Source organism: Hymenobacter sp. B81, assembly GCF_044628455.1.
Lineage (GTDB): Bacteria > Bacteroidota > Bacteroidia > Cytophagales > Hymenobacteraceae > Solirubrum.
Genome location: NZ_JBIYZW010000001.1, coordinates 1110923 through 1126353 on the forward strand (window position 1 = coordinate 1110923; position 15431 = coordinate 1126353).

General features: G+C 65.7%; 14 protein-coding genes. 5 read left to right on the forward strand and 9 right to left on the reverse strand.

Annotation, left to right across the window (positions count from 1 at the left end):
- The first annotated feature begins 93 nt into the window (after positions 1 to 93).
- The gene (locus ACE191_RS04995; RefSeq protein WP_400191083.1) at positions 94 to 675 is read left to right on the forward strand and encodes a hypothetical protein; all 582 of its coding nucleotides are present in this window, start codon (positions 94 to 96) and stop codon (positions 673 to 675) included.
- A 7-nt stretch (positions 676 to 682) separates the two neighbouring features.
- Here the strand turns inward: ACE191_RS04995 and ACE191_RS05000 are convergent, their stop codons facing one another.
- Together ACE191_RS05000 and ACE191_RS05005 are read right to left on the reverse strand one after the other, a co-directional pair.
- Positions 683 to 2170 (reverse strand): MFS transporter, encoded by a 1488-nt coding sequence (locus ACE191_RS05000; protein WP_400191084.1) that lies wholly within the window; start codon positions 2168 to 2170, stop codon positions 683 to 685.
- A gap of 317 nt (positions 2171 to 2487) precedes the next feature.
- Positions 2488 to 3372, reverse strand: coding sequence for a M28 family peptidase (locus ACE191_RS05005; protein ID WP_400191085.1), 885 nt, complete (start codon positions 3370 to 3372; stop codon positions 2488 to 2490).
- Positions 3373 to 3458: 86 nt separating this feature from the next.
- Between ACE191_RS05005 and ACE191_RS05010 the strand changes: the two genes are divergently transcribed.
- Both ACE191_RS05010 and ACE191_RS05015 read left to right on the forward strand, forming a co-directional pair.
- Positions 3459 to 3995 (forward strand): hypothetical protein, encoded by a 537-nt coding sequence (locus ACE191_RS05010; protein ID WP_400191086.1) that lies wholly within the window; start codon positions 3459 to 3461, stop codon positions 3993 to 3995.
- 260 nt (positions 3996 to 4255) lie between these two features.
- A complete protein-coding gene (locus ACE191_RS05015; protein WP_400191087.1) occupies positions 4256 to 5191 on the forward strand; it encodes a flavin reductase family protein in 936 nt (311 codons plus the stop codon).
- Between the two features lie 612 nt (positions 5192 to 5803).
- Here the strand turns inward: ACE191_RS05015 and ACE191_RS05020 are convergent.
- The 6 genes from ACE191_RS05020 to tsaE all read right to left on the reverse strand — a co-directional run bounded on the left by ACE191_RS05020 (position 5804) and on the right by tsaE (position 10832).
- Positions 5804 to 6370: a hypothetical protein gene (locus tag ACE191_RS05020; protein WP_400191088.1), complete on the reverse strand. Its 567-nt coding sequence runs from the start codon at positions 6368 to 6370 to the stop codon at positions 5804 to 5806.
- Positions 6371 to 6469: 99 nt separating this feature from the next.
- Positions 6470 to 6943, reverse strand: a complete 474-nt coding sequence (locus tag ACE191_RS05025) for a hypothetical protein (protein ID WP_400191089.1) — start codon at positions 6941 to 6943, stop codon at positions 6470 to 6472.
- Positions 6940 to 7917, reverse strand: a complete 978-nt coding sequence (locus ACE191_RS05030) for a hypothetical protein (protein WP_400191090.1) — start codon at positions 7915 to 7917, stop codon at positions 6940 to 6942. Before ACE191_RS05030 ends, ACE191_RS05025 begins: the two co-directional genes overlap by 4 nt.
- Positions 7918 to 7967: 50 nt before the next feature.
- A complete protein-coding gene (locus ACE191_RS05035) occupies positions 7968 to 8816 on the reverse strand; it encodes a GNAT family N-acetyltransferase (RefSeq protein WP_400191091.1) in 849 nt (282 codons plus the stop codon).
- A 252-nt stretch (positions 8817 to 9068) separates the two neighbouring features.
- A complete protein-coding gene (locus tag ACE191_RS05040; protein WP_400191092.1) occupies positions 9069 to 10298 on the reverse strand; it encodes an alanine dehydrogenase in 1230 nt (409 codons plus the stop codon).
- A 90-nt stretch (positions 10299 to 10388) separates the two neighbouring features.
- Positions 10389 to 10832: a tRNA (adenosine(37)-N6)-threonylcarbamoyltransferase complex ATPase subunit type 1 TsaE gene (tsaE, locus tag ACE191_RS05045; protein WP_400191093.1), complete on the reverse strand. Its 444-nt coding sequence runs from the start codon at positions 10830 to 10832 to the stop codon at positions 10389 to 10391.
- Between the two features lie 91 nt (positions 10833 to 10923).
- On the opposite strand from tsaE, the gene ACE191_RS05050 reads away from it, so the two are divergent.
- On the forward strand, positions 10924 to 12180 hold the full coding sequence (locus ACE191_RS05050) for a pyridoxal phosphate-dependent aminotransferase (protein WP_400191094.1): 1257 nt from the start codon (positions 10924 to 10926) through the stop codon (positions 12178 to 12180).
- 132 nt (positions 12181 to 12312) lie between these two features.
- On the opposite strand, the gene ACE191_RS05055 is transcribed toward ACE191_RS05050, so the two are convergent.
- Positions 12313 to 12597 (reverse strand): VF530 family DNA-binding protein, encoded by a 285-nt coding sequence (locus ACE191_RS05055; protein ID WP_400191095.1) that lies wholly within the window; start codon positions 12595 to 12597, stop codon positions 12313 to 12315.
- 323 nt (positions 12598 to 12920) lie between these two features.
- Here ACE191_RS05055 and ACE191_RS05060 point away from each other — a divergent pair, with 323 nt between their 5' ends.
- Positions 12921 to 15398 (forward strand): TonB-dependent receptor, encoded by a 2478-nt coding sequence (locus ACE191_RS05060; protein ID WP_400191096.1) that lies wholly within the window; start codon positions 12921 to 12923, stop codon positions 15396 to 15398.
- Positions 15399 to 15431: the final 33 nt, after the last annotated feature.

Below are 15431 nucleotides of genomic sequence, written 5' to 3' on the forward strand. Positions count from 1 at the left end.
TCGGGGCTGCGGACCTGCACAATCCTCGCATCTTGCGGCCGAATCGTCGCAACCGGGGCCGTTGGTAGGCAACGGCCCCCTGCTTCCACCCCCATGAAGAAAGTTCGCGGCCGGCGCCGCCAGCTGCGGCGCTTCGCGCAGAGCAGCCACCTACCGGTGCCTTGGTCCCTGCGGCAACTGCACCAAGATCAGTACGATTACGCCCGGCCGGGCCTCGCGCCCTGGTACGGTTCGTCCTTTGCCAGCAACCCGCCCACCCGCATCCGTCAGGAGGTTTTCAAGGCGTTGCTGGCTACCCATACCCAGTGGCAGTGCCAACTGCAAGACTATGCCGAGCCCCACTATTTAGCCGTCTGGGTGATGAATTCCGTCTTCCGCGAGTCGCAGGTGGTAGCCGGCGTGGGCAGTCGTCGGGAGTATTACGCGGGCGTTTTCGGCTTGCCCGACCCCGCGGCCCCGCCCCTGCCGCCGGAGTACCAGGCAGTGCCGGGAGCCGGGCAGCTGAGGTGGACGGCTTACCAGCACGAAGTCCCCGTGGGTCATTGGGAGTTCGATGATGCTGCCGAAGCAACGCAGTTTCTGCGGCGGGTGCGCTACCGCACCGTGGCGGATGCGGCCGGCAATCCGCTCTACCTGATCCGTCTCGGCCGGGTGTGGGTGGGAAAAGCGCAGTAGCCCCCGTTCAATCCATGATCCGCACGTTGCGCAAATCCTTCATCTTGGCCGAGCCGATGAGCAGGCAAACCAAGGCTACTACCACCGGGTACAGCAGCCCGAAATAGATGCTGTACTCGCGCAGAAAGCCGCCGGGCTGGGCGGCGGCCCAGGCCACTAGGGCGGTGGCAATCAACGGCACCAGGCCGCCGAAGATGCCGTTGCCCACGTGGTAGGGCAACGACAGGGAGGTGTAGCGCACTTTCGTGGGAAACAGCTCCACCAGGTAGGCCGCGATGGGGCCGTACACCATCGTCACGAACAGCACCAGGCAGAACACCAGCACGGTAAGCATGGGCAGGTTGGGCGCGGCGGCCCGCAGCACCGCCGGCACGGCGCGCCCGGCGGCATCCACCGTGGCGGGCGTCACCTGGGTGACGGGGCCGGCGTAGGCGTGCAGGCCATAGAACAGCGGTATGGTGAACAGCACCGCGCACAGCAGCCCCGTCATGATGATGCGCTTACGGCCGATGCGGTCGGACAAGTGGCCGAAGTACACGAAAAAGGGCGTGCCCAGCAGCAGGGCCACGCAGAGCACGGTGCTGGCCGCTACCAGGTCAATCCTGAGCACCGTCTGCAGAAAGAAGTAGGCGTAGAACTGACCGGTGTACCACACCACGCCCTGCCCCATGGTAGCCCCGAACAAGGCCAGCAGCACCAGTCGGCGGTTTTCGGGCTGCACGAAGGAGTCGCGCAGCGGCGAGGCGCTGGTTTTGCCCTGGGCCTTCATCTGGGCAAACAAGGGCGACTCGTGCAGGCGCCGGCGGATGTAGTAGGAGGCGATGATGAGGAAGAACGACACCAGGAAGGGAATGCGCCAGCCCCAGTCGCCGAATGCCGCCTCGCCCACCGCCATGCGGGTGCCCACAATCACGGCGATGCTCACGAACAAGCCCACCGTGGCCGTGGTCTGGATAAAGCTGGTGTAGTAGCCGCGGCGGTTATCGGGGGCGTGCTCGGCCACGTAGGTTGCCGCCCCGCCGTACTCGCCGCCCAAAGCCAGCCCCTGCACCAGCCGCAGCACCAGCAAAATCAGCGGCGCGGCCAGCCCGATCTGGGCATAGGTGGGCACCAGGCCGATGCAGAAGGTAGAGCCGCCCATCAGCAGCAGGGTGAGCAGGAAGGTGTACTTGCGCCCCACCAGGTCGCCCAGCCGGCCGAACACGATGGCCCCGAAGGGCCGCACCACGAAGCCGGTGGCAAACAAAGCCAGGGTGCTCAGCAGCGCCGCCACGGGGTTGTCTTCGGGAAAGAACAAGGTGGAGATGATGGGCGTGAGCGAGCCGAAGATGTAGAAGTCGTACCACTCGATGACGGTGCCCACCGAGGAGGCGGTGATGACCTGCCAGATCCTGCCGGGCGCCACGGCGTTGTTGTCGTGGGCCACGGCGGCGGGGGCAGCTTCACCGGGATGAGCTTCGGTGGCCGGGGCGCGATGCGGGAGCGGGGAAGGCATGGAGGGCGGAGGCGTTGGTTGGGCAATGAGTAGCCCCAAGGTACACGCCGCCCAATCCAAACCCGCCTGTACTCTCCTACCTGCCCAAATCGAAACCTAGCCGAGTCGGTTTCGCCCCGGCCGTATCCCGGCCAGCACCGGCGGACGGACACCAGGCTGGGTAGCGGGTAAACACCAGCGGGTGAAAAGCACGCGAGATGCTTCGGCTGCGCGGACGCCAGACGAAGCATGACGTTCAAACGTGCCCTGTCTGGCCGTTCGACCAGCTCAGCCAGACCTGATATCAGGCAGTCAGCCTAGCCCCTCCGGCGCTGCCGCTACCCCCGCAGCACCGCGGCCAGCACGGCGTCGACGGCCAGGGCCAGGCGGCGCATATCCAACTTCTCCAGCGAGTCGGTGGCGTGGTGGTAGTTGCGGTTGCGGTAGAAGGCCGTGTCGGTGAGCATCAGGGCCGAGTAGCCGAACTGCCAGTAGTTGAGGTGGTCGGAAAAGTCGACGCCGGGCAGCCAGGCCGGGCCCACGAAGCGCTTCACCGGCAGCCCGGCGGCCTGGTCGTAGCGGCGGCTGAAGCGGCGGGCAAAGCGCCCCCCGCCCAGCTTGCGCACGGCCGTCACGTAGTTGCCGCGCGAGCCGTAGAGCAGCTTCAGCGGGCCGAAGGGGTAGCGCTGACTGCCCTTCCGGTCGTCGTAGTAGCCCAGCATTTCCAGCGCCACCATGCCCGTTACCTGGGCCTGGGCGTCGTGCAGGCTTTTGGCGTGCACGTAGCTGCCCATGTACTTGGTGCGGAAGTAAGGTGGCTCTTCCAGGGTGTAGGCCACCAGCTCGATGCGCTGCCTTAGGCTCTGCTGCCGGCCCAGCAGCCGCGCCAGCTCCAGCAGGGCCGCCACGCCGGTGCCGTTGTCGTCGGCCCCCGGTTGCTCGTCGCACACGTCGTAGTGCGCCCCGATGACCAGGCGCGGGCCGGTTTCGAGACCGAAGGAGGCTATGACGTTGCGGTAGGTCTGCCCGTCGGCCTGGTAGGGCTGCTCGGCTACCCGCCCCCCGGCCCGGCGCAGTTCGCGCCCCAGGTAGGAGGCTACCGAGTCGAGCACCGCTACGTGGCGGTGGTTGCGGGCTTGGGGCGTGGTGGTGAGGTACTGCAGGTCGCGGCGCAGGCGCAGGGTGTCGGCCTGGGCGGCCTGGGCCGCGGGCGCACTACTCATCAACCCCGCCACCAGACCCAACCCAATAACAGACTTCCGACTTATCATTACCGCTTGATTTTGCCGCAAGTAACGCGCTGTATCCCGTGAAGCGTACTTTCCATTGGTTCTTCTGGCCCCTGCTGGCGCTGCTGCTCCTGCTGCACACCGAATACAGCGAGCCGCTGCTGCTGGTATTTCCATTAGGCGGCGCGCTGGTTTTAGGTGGGGTGTACCTGGGTTGGCACTTTTCTCTCAGGTCTTTCCCGACCACCGCCAAGAGCATCCTCCGGGCCATGATGGCCGCCGGGGTGCTGAGCTATCCGCTTATGATTCCCATCTGGGACTGGCAAAACGATGCCACCCGCCGCCGGGCCGAGGTAATCATCCAGAGTCTGGAGGCGTACGAGAAGCAGCGCGGCCGCTACCCCGATTCGCTTGCGCAGTTAGTGCCCCGCTACTTGCCAATAGTGCCCCCAACAGCACGAAGCCTCTCAGGCTGGGACCAATACAACTACCGTTTGATACCCGACTTTACCCAGCCCTATAAAGAGCCTACTGATGCCTATTGGCTCAGCTACTCCGTCGGGCTCTGGGTCACTGCCGAGTACGACAGCAACACCCGACAATGGCGCGCTGACTGACTGCCCGCAGCTGCCGACGCAACTACCTGCCAGCCACCGTTGGGAATGGATGGTCAATGCCACCTATAACAGCCGCACCCGGCAATGGCAGTACGACGACTAATTACCGCGGCCCTGCTGACGGAGTGCCCGCACGTAGCGCGGGGCACGCGAACTACAAAGTTCGCGCTACTACCGCGCTACCACCGCGCTACGGCGCAGGCCCCGCAACTAATTCGCCGCAAAGCCGGAACTTCGGGCGCCTATTCCCCTGCCCGTACATGCCCACCTCCCCCAGCGCTGCCGCGTTTCGCACCATCACCCCCGGCACCCTCTCCGGCCCCGACTGGCACCAGTTCATGCTCGGCGCCGTAGCCCCGCGGCCCATTGCCTTCGTCAGCACCATCGACCGCGAGGGCCACGTGAACCTGAGCCCGTTCTCGTTTTTCAACGTGTTCAGCTCCAACCCCGCCACGCTCATCTTCTCGCCCGCCAACCGCGTGCGCGACAACACCCAGAAGCACACCCTCTACAACGTGCGCGACGAGGTGCCCGAGTGCGTCATCAACATCTGCGACTACCCGCTGGTCGAGCAGATGTCGCTGGCCTCTACCGAGTACGAACGCAGCGTCAACGAATTCCGCAAGGCCGGCCTCACCGAGCTGGCCTCCGACAAGGTGCGCCCGCCCCGCGTGGCCGAGTGCCCCGTCTCGTTTGAGTGCGTGGTCGAGCAGGTCATTCCGGTGGGCGACTCCAACGGCGGCGGCAACCTGGTGGTGTGCCGGGTGGTGCAGGCCCACTTCCGCGAGGACATCCTCCTCGCCAGCGGCCCCGGCGTCGACCCGCACAAGTTCGACGCCGTGGCCCGCCTCGGCGCCGACTGGTACGCCCGCGTGGTGCCCGAAAGCTTGTTTGAAGTGCCCAAGCCCAACCGCCACAAGGGCATGGGCATCGACCAGCTGCCCGAGCACCTGCGCCACAGCGAGGTGCTGACCGGCAACAACCTGGGCCGCCTGGCCAACCTGGAGCCCGCCGCCCTGCCCACCGCCGAAGACGTAGAGGCCGTCCGCCACGAGCCCCTGGTCGCCTACACCCTCAACAAGTACCGCGAAAGCCCCGCCGAGCAGCGCCACCACCTGATGCTGCTGGGCAAAACCCTGCTGGAAGAAGGCCGCCTGCTCGACGCCTGGAAAGTGCTGCTGCTGGCCGGAGAGTAAGTAAGGCCCGCGATGTAGCGCGAACTATGTAGTTCGCGTGCCCCGAGCCGCAAGGTTATTCTGCTATCGTTGTTCTGGCGGACGCGGATTGAAGGCCGCGCTATACGCGTAACCCGCGCCTTGGGGTCGTTCTCGCAGCATCGTTCCGGCGCGCCAACTACATAGTTCACGCTACTTCGTATCACGGACCCGCCCTGCTAAACCGTTGTGCTGAGCCCCCTGCCGGTGCCGCGCCCCTGGGTGCGGCACTCTTTTTTAGGCCCTCCCGGCCGGGCAGGCCGAAGGCCAGCCTTTTTCCACTGAAACCCGCCCTCAAGTACCTTATGTGGCTCGACCCTCTGCCGGGCTGCCTGGCTGCTGATTGTATTCTGCCGATATACCGCGGGTACCCTTTCCCTATGGTGTCGCTATAGTGTCCCTATGGTGTCCCTATACTTTTCATACTCCGGCCAGCATTTAACTGGCTTACCGGTAGTAGGATTATTGCAAGTGGGTGCAGGGCGCCTCCACCTCAGAGGTGGGCCGGTTGGGCCCTAGCAGGACACAAGCTGCCCTGCGCTGGCACCGAAACCCCACCGCGGGTGCCAGCCGCGACTAGCAATGCCGTGCTCTTCAGAGCGCGTACACCTCTTCGGTTTGATTGCCGGGTCTATCCGAGGCCCTTACCGCTACGGTAAGTCCGGCCAACGCCCGGCAGGCCGACTGCGTGCGGAAAACCCACTCGTGCCCACCGGGCAGGGCCTGGGCCGGCCCTGCTTCTATCAGCGCGCCATCAGCCGCTTCAATGCGCACCGCTACGGCCTCGACGGCAAAATCATCGGTAACCCAGATGCGAATCAGCTGGCCGGGCTGACCTGTGTACGCCCGCAAGTCCACATGCGTAATCCGGGGAGCGTGCATGAAATCCGCTACGGCCACCTGATAGGCGTTGGTGCGGGTGCCACCGATGCCCGTAGCATACAAGGCCTTGGCACCGGGCTGACTCATTTGCTTCCGGGCATACGCAATGGCTTGCTCAAATTTGGTGTGATGGGCCTCCTTTTCGGGTGAGTCCAGCTCCCGGGCCCGGTTCTTTCGCACCGCCGACACAACGGTGTCCTTCCCGAGCTGGCGAAACACCAGGTTGCTGATTTTGCCGCTCAGGCCCTGCGTGAGGGCGTTGCCGTTGACTCGGGCCATAGGATTGGGGGTAAGAATAGCGTGACATCCCGCCCAATCCGGGCCAGAGGATATACCGGCTAACCTAGCATTCGGCCGCGAAAAAAGCCAGCGCCCAACTCACGGCCAGCAGCCCACAGCCCGGCGGCGCAACTGCTGCTCCCGCTCCACCTGCTGCCGGTGCGATTCCTGCTCCCGCAGGGAATCGTAATAGCCAGCGCGCCAGCGGGTGTCGTAGAGGGCGTGCAGCTGCATGGCGGTATCCTCCGTGAGGTAGCGCAGGTAGAGCACGGGGCCACACTGGCCGGCCCGGAAGTCGGTGACTTCTACCTGATCGTGGGAGCCAAACAATGCCGCTAGCTCACTCTGGCGCTGGCCGCGGTAGTACACCTCGCAATACACGCCGGTGGCCGGCTCGAACTCGTTTTCCTGGTAGAGGCTGTACGACCAGCCATCGGCACCGGCCGGAACCAGGCCCACGAAACGGAAGCGGCTGCCGGATTCGGGGGCTATGAGCAGCGCCCACCACAACGCCACGAGTACGGCCGCTGTTTCCCCGAAGGCGTAAAGCCGCTGCGTCAGCAACTTGCTCACGGCCGCACTACGGTATAGGGCACGCGAATGCGGAAGGTGGTATCCTGACCGTAGTATCGGGTGCTAATGGTGCCTTCCCACACGGCCGGGCCGGGCGGTTGCGAGGCGGGCACCGGGAAGCTGACCTGGCCTTGCTCCAATGGGTATTGCACCGGCACCGGTTGGCCGTTGGCCGTCATGCGCAGCCCCGGCATGTTCCCTTGGGCGCTAACCAGCAGCAGCCTGGCCCGGTAGGTGCCGCCGGCGGGCACCTGGTTGCTTTCCGGAATGGCGTACGCCCCTATGCGCACAAAATCATGGTGGTGGTGGCTGCCCACCTTCCGGCGCAGGTTCTCCATTGCCTCGGTTTCGCGCTGCAGCACCTGGGCCTCCAGCTGCGCCAGGTGCAGGGCGGCGGCGGCCACCGGCGCGTCGGCGAAGTAAAACTCCCCGAACGAAAGCGGCTCCACCGGCAGGCGCACCGCGCGGGGCAGCCGCAACTCCTGAGCCGGGGCTGCTCCCACCGTAACCGTGGATGGCGAGAGTTGCTGATGTAGGTACTGGTGGTAGCTTTTGAGCTGTTGCTGCAGCGAATCAGCCAGATTCGGTCTGTTTGGCTGGCGCAGCATCAACTGCGTCACGGCCTCGTCTTCGTCCGGGTTCTTCCATTCGTACTCGTTACCGGTGGCCAGCAGCAGGCGGCGCCGGATGTCGTGCAGGTAGTTGCGCAGGCTGTCGGTACGCGTGTGCAGACTCTTCGACTCGGCATACACCACGCTGTCGCTACGATACCAGCGGTTGCGCTGCGCTTCGGCCTGTATGGCGCGCACCGTGGTAGCGTTTTCCTTGGCTGCTCGCTCGTTGTAGGTGTTCAGCGTGGCTTCGGTTATCACCATCTGCGCCAGCTGAGCTTCCGAGGGGCCGCCGCAGGCCCATAGCCCCGTCAGGCCCAGCACAACCAGGCCGTTTAGCGGGCGGCGAATAAAGCAAGGCATAGGCAGGGCAGCGTCGGTGTTGGGCGCGAGGCAATACCGGCTCAAGATAGCTACAGCGGGCACTCCATCTCCCACAAGTCCAGCGCCGAGACCTGCCAGCCGCAGTGGCGCATCAGCTCCACGGCCGGGCTGCCCTCGGGCAGGGAGTGCACCAGCAGCAGGCGCTGGCCGTAGCGGGCTTCGAGGGCGCGCACCATGCGCCGGCCCCAGCCCTGCCGGCGCGCAGTGCGCGGCACCACCAGGCTCATGAGCATCACCCGCTCGGCATCGGGGCGCAGCAGCGCGTATGCCTGGCCCTGCAGCGTCCAGGCTTCCACGAAGGGCGCAGTGGTGGCGGCCAGCGTCTCGCCGGCCAGCATCCAGGGCTGGGCCTCGTCGGCCTCGCGCCCCACGGTGCGGGCCACCACCAGCGGGTCGGCCGGCGTCAGTTCATCAGCCGCGGGAGCTGCCGGCGCCGCGGGCCGCTGAAAGCCCAGCAGGCGGCGGGTCGAGCGGAAGCCCAGCCGCTGGTAGAGGCGAATGGCCGGCTCGTTGCTGGCAAATACTTCCAGGATCAGCAACCGGTCGCCGCGCCGCCGCGCCTCGTCGATGGCCGTTTGCAGCATAGGTCGGCCCAGCCTCTGACCGCGGGCCTCCACCACCAGGCCCATGGCCGCCACGCGGCTGGTCCAGCCCCGCCGGGCGATGTACACCACGCCCACCAGCTCGTCGTGGCAGTACCAGAGGCGGCTGGCTTCGGCGTCGAGGTTTTCGCCCCGGAAGCGGCGCTGGAAGCTGGCCTCGTCGAAGCGCATGGGCACCAGGTATTGCTCAAACGAGCGGTTCATGGCCTGGGCCTGCTCGGCGGCGGAGCAGTGCAACACCGTGCGGGAAGTGAGGGTGTCGAGGGAGAAAGGCATGGTCGGGCGGTTAAGTACGCGCCGCTCCTGCCCAGGGCCGGGGCGGAGTCAAAGCAAAACCCAAGAATACGCCTTCGCCCGTCCGGAGTCAACCAGAAGCTAAAAGGCCGTCATGCTTCGCCCGGGCTCAGCATGACGTTCCGTTAGCATACCGCTCACCCTGCCCAAAACGAAAGTGGTGCTCCGGCTCAAAGCCGAGGCACCACTACCGGGCGGGGCAATCGTCCCCGAAATACGCCAGAATCCGTGCTGCTAGTTGCGTACGGCAATCATCAGCCCCAGCTCCTTGTAGCGCAGGTTAAACTTCTTGGCAATGGCGGCGTTGGTCAGGGCGCCCTTGTAGAGGTACACGCCCGAGCGGAAGTGCTCGTCGGCAAACAGGGCCTCGTTGATGCCCCCGTGCTGGCTGATTTCCTGCAGGATGGGCGTGAAGATGTTGCTCAGGGCATTGGTGGCGGTGCGCGGCACCCGCGAGGCAATGTTGGGCACGCAGTAGTGAATCACGTCGTACTTGCGGAACACCGGCTTGGAGTGGGTGGTGATGTCGCTCGTTTCGAAGCTGCCCCCCTGGTCGATGCTCACGTCGATAATCACCGAGCCCGGCGCCATCGACGCCACCGCCTCCTCTGACACCAGGAAGGGAATGCGCCCGTCCTCGGCGTTGAGCGCCCCGATAACCACGTCGGCGCGGCGAATCTGCTGGTTGAGGGTGTGCGTGTCGAGGGTGCTGGTGTAAAGCTGGGCCCCGAGGTTCTGCTTGAGGCGGCGCAGCTTGTAGAGGTGGTTGTCGAACACCTTTACCTCGGCCCCCAGCCCGATGGCGGCGCGGGCGGCGTACTCGGCCACGGTGCCCGCGCCCAGAATAACCACCTGCGAGGGCGGCACGCCCGTGATGCCGCCCAGAATAACGCCCTTGCCCTCGTTGGAGCGGGCCAGGTACTCGGCCGCCACCAGCATCACCGTCGAGCCGGCAATTTCGCTCATGGCCCGCACCACCGGCTTGGCGCCCGAGGGGTCCTTGATGAGCTCGAAGCTGATGGCGTTGATTTTCTTGCGCTGCAGGGCCATCAGGTACTCCACCGACAAGGAGCCAAACTGCAGGGCCGAAATCAGCGTCTGCCCGGCGCGCAGGTGCTCCATTTCCTCGGCCGTGGGCGGGGCAATCTTGAGCACCAGGTCGGCCTCGTACACTTCCTTGGGCGTGTACACGATGCTGGCCCCGGCCTCGGAGTAGTCGTGGTCGGAGTACTTACTGGGCTCCCCGGCCCCGCTTTCCAGCACCACTTCGTGGCCCTCGTTCACCAGGTGCTTCACGGCCTCGGGCGTGAGGCCCAGGCGGTTTTCCTGCAGCGAGGTTTCGCGCGGCAGCCCGATAAACAGCTTGCGCCGCCGCGTTTCCACGGCCAGCATGGATTCCTGCGGCACGTAGGCGCGGGCCGGGGCCGTGAGGGAAGTAAAACCGGGGGGTAGCTGGTCGGGCATTTCTTCGGGGGCAATAATCAATGATCAATCAACCATGAGCCCTGCGCGCCGAGCAACGGGGCCGGAAACAGTACCGGACGGGCTGATTGCTCATTGCTCGTTGATCATTGTCAACTGAATTCGCCGCGCCTGCGGGCCCGTCACCTCCAGGGTCACGAGCAGTCGGCGCGGGGGTAGCAGCGGCGCGATGCGGCTCGGCCACTCTATCAGGCAAAGATAGCCGGAATCGAAGTACTCCTGCGCACCAATTCGCAGGGCCTCGTCCACCGAATCGATGCGGTAGAAATCGAAGTGGTACACGGGGCGGCGGCGCCCATCGCGGTACTCGTTGACCAGGGCGAAGGTGGGGCTGCTCACTTCGTCGGTCACGCCCAGCTCGGCGCACAGGGCGCGGATGAGGGTGGTTTTGCCCGCGCCCATCTCGCCTTCCAGCAGCACGATGGTGGCGCCCTCCAGGCCGATGGCGGCGCGGAGCATGGCGGCGGCGGCGGGCAGGGCACTCAGGTCGGGTACGTCGATTTCGGCGGCAATCATGGCAGAAGGGTTTGGACGCACAAGTTTAGGCAAGCGTAACTTGCCGCCCGGCCTCCGGGGTGTGCCGGCGGCCGAATCCACCACAACGCCTATGCAAGTTTCCACCATGGCCGCCGGCCTGATCGGCTCCGAAATCATCAAAATCGGCAACGAAGTCAACGACATGATCCGCAAGGGGGAGCAAATCTGCAACCTCACCATCGGCGACTTCGACCCGGCTATCTTCCCGATTCCCGCCGAGCTGGGCGCCGAAATCACCCGGGCCTACGAGGCCGGGCACACCAACTACCCGCCCGCCAACGGCATGGGCGAGCTGCGGCAGGCCGCCGCGCAGTTTCTGCAGGAGCGCCTGCAGCTCACCTACTCCCCCAACGACCTGCTGGTAGCCGGCGGCTCGCGCCCGCTCATCTACGCCACCTACCGGGCCCTGGTCGACCCCGGCGACCGGGTGGTGTTTCCGGTGCCCTCGTGGAACAACAACCACTACTGCCACCTGTCGGGCGCCGAGCCGGTGATGGTGGCCACCCGGGCCGAAAACAACTTCATGCCCACCGCCGCCGACGTGGCTCCGCACCTGACGGGCGCCACGCTGCTGGCCCTCTGCTCGCCGCTCAATCCCACCGGCACCGTCTTCGCCAAGGCCGACCTGGAAGCCATCTGCGACCTGGTCCTGGCCGAAAACCAGCGCCGCGGGCCCGACGAAAAGCCGCTCTACATCCTCTACGACCAGATTTACTGGCTGCTGACCTTCGGCGACACCCAGCACTTCGACCCGGTGAACCTGCGCCCCGCCCTGCGCCCGTACGTGGTGTACATCGACGGCATCTCGAAGTGCCTGGCGGCTACGGGCGTGCGCGTGGGCTACGCCTTCGGCCCCAGCGCCGTTATCGACAAGATGAAGGCCATTCTGGGCCACGTGGGGGCCTGGGCACCCAAGGCCGAGCAGGTAGCCGTGGCTCACTACCTGCCCCAGCAGCCGGCCGTGGACGCGTTCATGGACCAGTTCCGCCAGCACATTCAGCAAAGCCTGGTGGCCCTCTATACCGGTCTCAAGCAGCTGCAGCAGGAAGGTTACGCCGTCGACGCAGTGGTGCCGATGGGCGCTATCTACCTCACCGCCAAGCTTGACGTGCTGGGCAAAACCACGCCCGCCGGCCAGCGCCTGGCCACCACCAAGGACCTGACTTCCTACCTCATCAGCGAAGCCCGCCTGGCCGTGGTGCCCTTCAGCGCCTTCGGCTCGGCCGATACCGAGCCCTGGTTCCGCATGTCGGTGGGCGGGGCTTCTTTGGAGTCCATCGAAGCCGCCCTGCCCCGCCTGCGCGCCGCCCTCGACGCCCTGCGCTAACCTAGCCCCGGGCTGACGCGGCCCGGAAGTACGCAGCTCATCTATTGCCCGCGGCCCGCCAATGCTACTGTGCATCGGCGGGCCGCGGTGTTTTCAGCCGGGGCATCAAAGCCGCTGTTCGGCCTACCCGGCTCACCGGCCGGCCTGGCGGCGCTGGCGCAGCACCTCGTCGGTGCGCGTCTGCACGTAGAGCTCCTCCACCTTAGCCCGCGCCCAGGGCATGCGCCGCAGGAAGTTGAGGCTGGACTTGATGGTAGGGTTGTTGGCGAAGCAGTTGAGGCGCACGAGCCGGTCGAGCTCCGGCCAGCCGTAGTGCTGCACCAGGTAGTCGAGGATGTGGGCCAGGGTGACGCCGTGCAACTCGCGGATGAGGTGCCCGGATTCGTCGCGCACGTCGTGCGGATTCAATTCAGCCATAGCAGGGAAAGTAAGGACAAAGTACGGGCAAGTTCGGGCAAGCGCCGCCCCGGGGTTCGATTCCGGACGCCGGGGCCGGTCCGCTTTCGGACATACTGTTCGGTTCCGGACAGGGTTGAGTTGGTGATTATCAAGCCCAATCACCTTTAACTATTAACAATCAATTATTTACAAAACTGGCACTGCACTTGGGTAGGTAAGGCGTCATGTACCTCCAGTCTAGTCAAAAGCGGACACCCGCCACCGGTCACTCGCCTCGCCCTACCTCCCAGGCGCCCCAGTTTCTCCCCCTTGCTTCTCTCCCAACCTCTTTTTCCGCTGCTATGAAAACTTGCTTTTACCCCGCCGTCTGCCGCCCCCTGAGCTTGTTGCTGCTGGGCCTGGGCACCACCCTGGCCGCCCAGGCCCAGGGCCCGGTGGGCGTAAGCGGGGCGGTCCGCTCGGCCGCCGGCGCCCCCATCGACTACGCCACCGTCACGCTGCACCGCGCCGCCGACTCGTCGGTGGTCAAAACCGAGTTCAGCGACGAGCAGGGCGGCTTCCGCTTCGAGCCCGCCGCCAACGGGCGCTACCTGGTGTCGGCATCGCAGCTGGGCTTTGTGCGGCAATGGTCGCGGCCCTTCGAGGTAGCCGGCGCAAGCCTGGCCCTGCCGGCCCTGAGCTTGCCCACCAGCGCCGCCACCACCCTGCAGGAAGTGAAGGTAACGGCCTCACGCCCCCTGTTCGAGCGCGAAGCCGACCGCACCATCGTGAACGTGGAAGGCTCGACCCTGGCCGCCGGCAATACCTCGCTGGACGTGCTCACCCGCTCGCCAGGCGTGACGGTGGACGGCAACGACAACATCGCCCTGCGCGGCAAGCAGGGTTTGCTGGTGCTCATCGACGGGCGCCGCGTGCCCATGAGCGGCACCGAGCTGGCCGACTACCTGCGTGCCCTGCCCGCCGAGCAGCTCAAAAGCATCGAGCTCATCACCAACCCGCCCGCCAAGTACGACGCGGCCGGGGGCGCGGGCATCATTGCCATCAACCTCAAGAAAGACCAGAAGCTGGGCACCAACGGCTCGGTGAACCTGAGCTACGGCCGCGGCCGCTACGGGCGCTTTACCTCGGGCCTGAGCCTGAACCACCGCCGCAAAAACCTCAACCTGTTCGGCACCTACAACTACGGCGAGCGGGAATCCTTCGTGCGTCTCGACATCGACCGGGAGTTTTTCCGCCCCGGCGATGCGCGCCGTACGCTGCTGAGCCTCACCGAGCTGGAAAACCGCCAGTTCAGCCACGGCAACTCTCACACCTGGAAAGTGGGCGCCGACTACAACCTGGGCCAGAACACCGTGCTGGGCGCCGTCGTCAGCGGCATTCACGCCGGCTTCGACCTCGACGGCACCAACCGCTCCACCTTCCGCAACCCCGCCAGCCAGGGCATCGACAGCGTGTTTGCCACGGTGAGCACCTTCAACGCCAAGAGCCCCAACGCCGGCGCCAACCTGAACCTGCGCCACACCCGCCCCAACGTCGAGGCCGGCAACCGCGAGCTGAGCGCCGACGTGGACGTGGCCCGCTACGACCAGCGCCGCCTGCAGGGCCTGGGCACCAGCTACCTGGGCATCAACCGCGCCCCCTTCCGCCTCGACGGCGACCAGAACGGCCAGCTCACCATCCAGTCGGTGAAGGCCGATTACGTGCACCCCATCAGCAAAACCCTGCGGGCCGAGGCCGGCGCCAAGGCCAGCCGCGTGGAGTCGGACAACGACGTGGTGTTTGAGCAGACCCGCGACGGGCGCCGCTTTTACGACTCCGAGCGCTCCAACCGCTTCCGCTACGACGAGAACATCTACGCCGGCTACCTGAGCCTGAGCCAGACCCTGCCCAAGTGGAGCCTGCAGGCTGGCCTGCGCGGCGAGCAGACGGTGGCCCACGGCAAGCAGGCCGTGGTGCAGCCCGGCAGCAAGCCCGACTTCGACCGCAACTACTTCCAGCTGTTTCCCAGCGCCTCGGCCAAGCACAGCTTCTCGCCCACCAACGAAACCAGCCTCTCGCTCAGCCGCCGCATCGACCGGCCCTCCTACAACCAGCTGAACCCCTTTAAGGGCTACGCCGATGCCACCACCTACCAGGAAGGCAACCCCAACCTGCTGGCCCAAACCAGCTACAACCTGGAGCTGACCCACACCTACCGCCAGAAGTACAGCCTGGGCCTGAGCTACAGCCACACCGCCGACCCCATCGTGAACACCGTGCAGCCCGAGTCGGACACCAGCCGCATCGTGGTGGCCACCACCCAGAACCTGCGCAGCCTGCAGTACTACGCCCTTACCTTCACGGCTCCGCTGGAGCTGGCCAAGGGTCTGAATATCTACAACAACGTTGTGGTGTACTACCGCCACTTCTACGGCACCGTGGCCGGCACCTACCTCAACAACGGCCGCGCCGCCTTCAGCCTGAGCAGCAACGGCACCTACGCCTTCGGCCAGGGCTGGACGGTGGAGCTGAACGCCCGCTACCAGTCGCGCGAGCAGTACGGTTTCTTCGACCTGCGCCCCCGCGGCCAGGTGGCCCTGGGCGTGCAGAAAAGCCTCTGGGAAAAGAAAGCCACGCTGAAGCTCAACGCCACCGACCTGTTCTACACTGGCGTGGTAAATGCCCGCTCGATCTACGACAACTACCACGAGAAATTCTACCAGGCCCAGGACACCCGCGCCGTGACCCTGTCCTTCAGCTACCGCTTCGGCAACGACAAAGTGGCCGCCGCCAAGCGCCGCAGCGGCGGGGCCGAAGACGAAAAGCGCCGCGCCGACTAAGCCTGCCCTTTACCTGTTGCCCAGCCCCGTCGG

Excerpts from the sequence above, each read along its gene's own strand:
- ACE191_RS05055 (WP_400191095.1), bottom strand. The coding sequence starts at position 12,597 with ATGGCTGAATTGAATCCGCACGACGTGCGCGACGAATCCGGGCACCTC.
- tsaE (WP_400191093.1), bottom strand. The coding sequence starts at position 10,832 with ATGATTGCCGCCGAAATCGACGTACCCGACCTGAGTGCCCTGCCCGCC.
- ACE191_RS05060 (WP_400191096.1), top strand. The coding sequence starts at position 12,921 with ATGAAAACTTGCTTTTACCCCGCCGTCTGCCGCCCCCTGAGCTTGTTG.
- ACE191_RS05020 (WP_400191088.1), bottom strand. The coding sequence starts at position 6,370 with ATGGCCCGAGTCAACGGCAACGCCCTCACGCAGGGCCTGAGCGGCAAA.
- ACE191_RS05015 (WP_400191087.1), top strand. The coding sequence starts at position 4,256 with ATGCCCACCTCCCCCAGCGCTGCCGCGTTTCGCACCATCACCCCCGGC.
- ACE191_RS05005 (WP_400191085.1), bottom strand. The coding sequence starts at position 3,372 with ATGAGTAGTGCGCCCGCGGCCCAGGCCGCCCAGGCCGACACCCTGCGC.
- ACE191_RS05040 (WP_400191092.1), bottom strand. The coding sequence starts at position 10,298 with ATGCCCGACCAGCTACCCCCCGGTTTTACTTCCCTCACGGCCCCGGCC.
- ACE191_RS05050 (WP_400191094.1), top strand. The coding sequence starts at position 10,924 with ATGCAAGTTTCCACCATGGCCGCCGGCCTGATCGGCTCCGAAATCATC.
- ACE191_RS05000 (WP_400191084.1), bottom strand. The coding sequence starts at position 2,170 with ATGCCTTCCCCGCTCCCGCATCGCGCCCCGGCCACCGAAGCTCATCCC.
- ACE191_RS05035 (WP_400191091.1), bottom strand. The coding sequence starts at position 8,816 with ATGCCTTTCTCCCTCGACACCCTCACTTCCCGCACGGTGTTGCACTGC.
- ACE191_RS05030 (WP_400191090.1), bottom strand. The coding sequence starts at position 7,917 with ATGCCTTGCTTTATTCGCCGCCCGCTAAACGGCCTGGTTGTGCTGGGC.
- ACE191_RS04995 (WP_400191083.1), top strand. The coding sequence starts at position 94 with ATGAAGAAAGTTCGCGGCCGGCGCCGCCAGCTGCGGCGCTTCGCGCAG.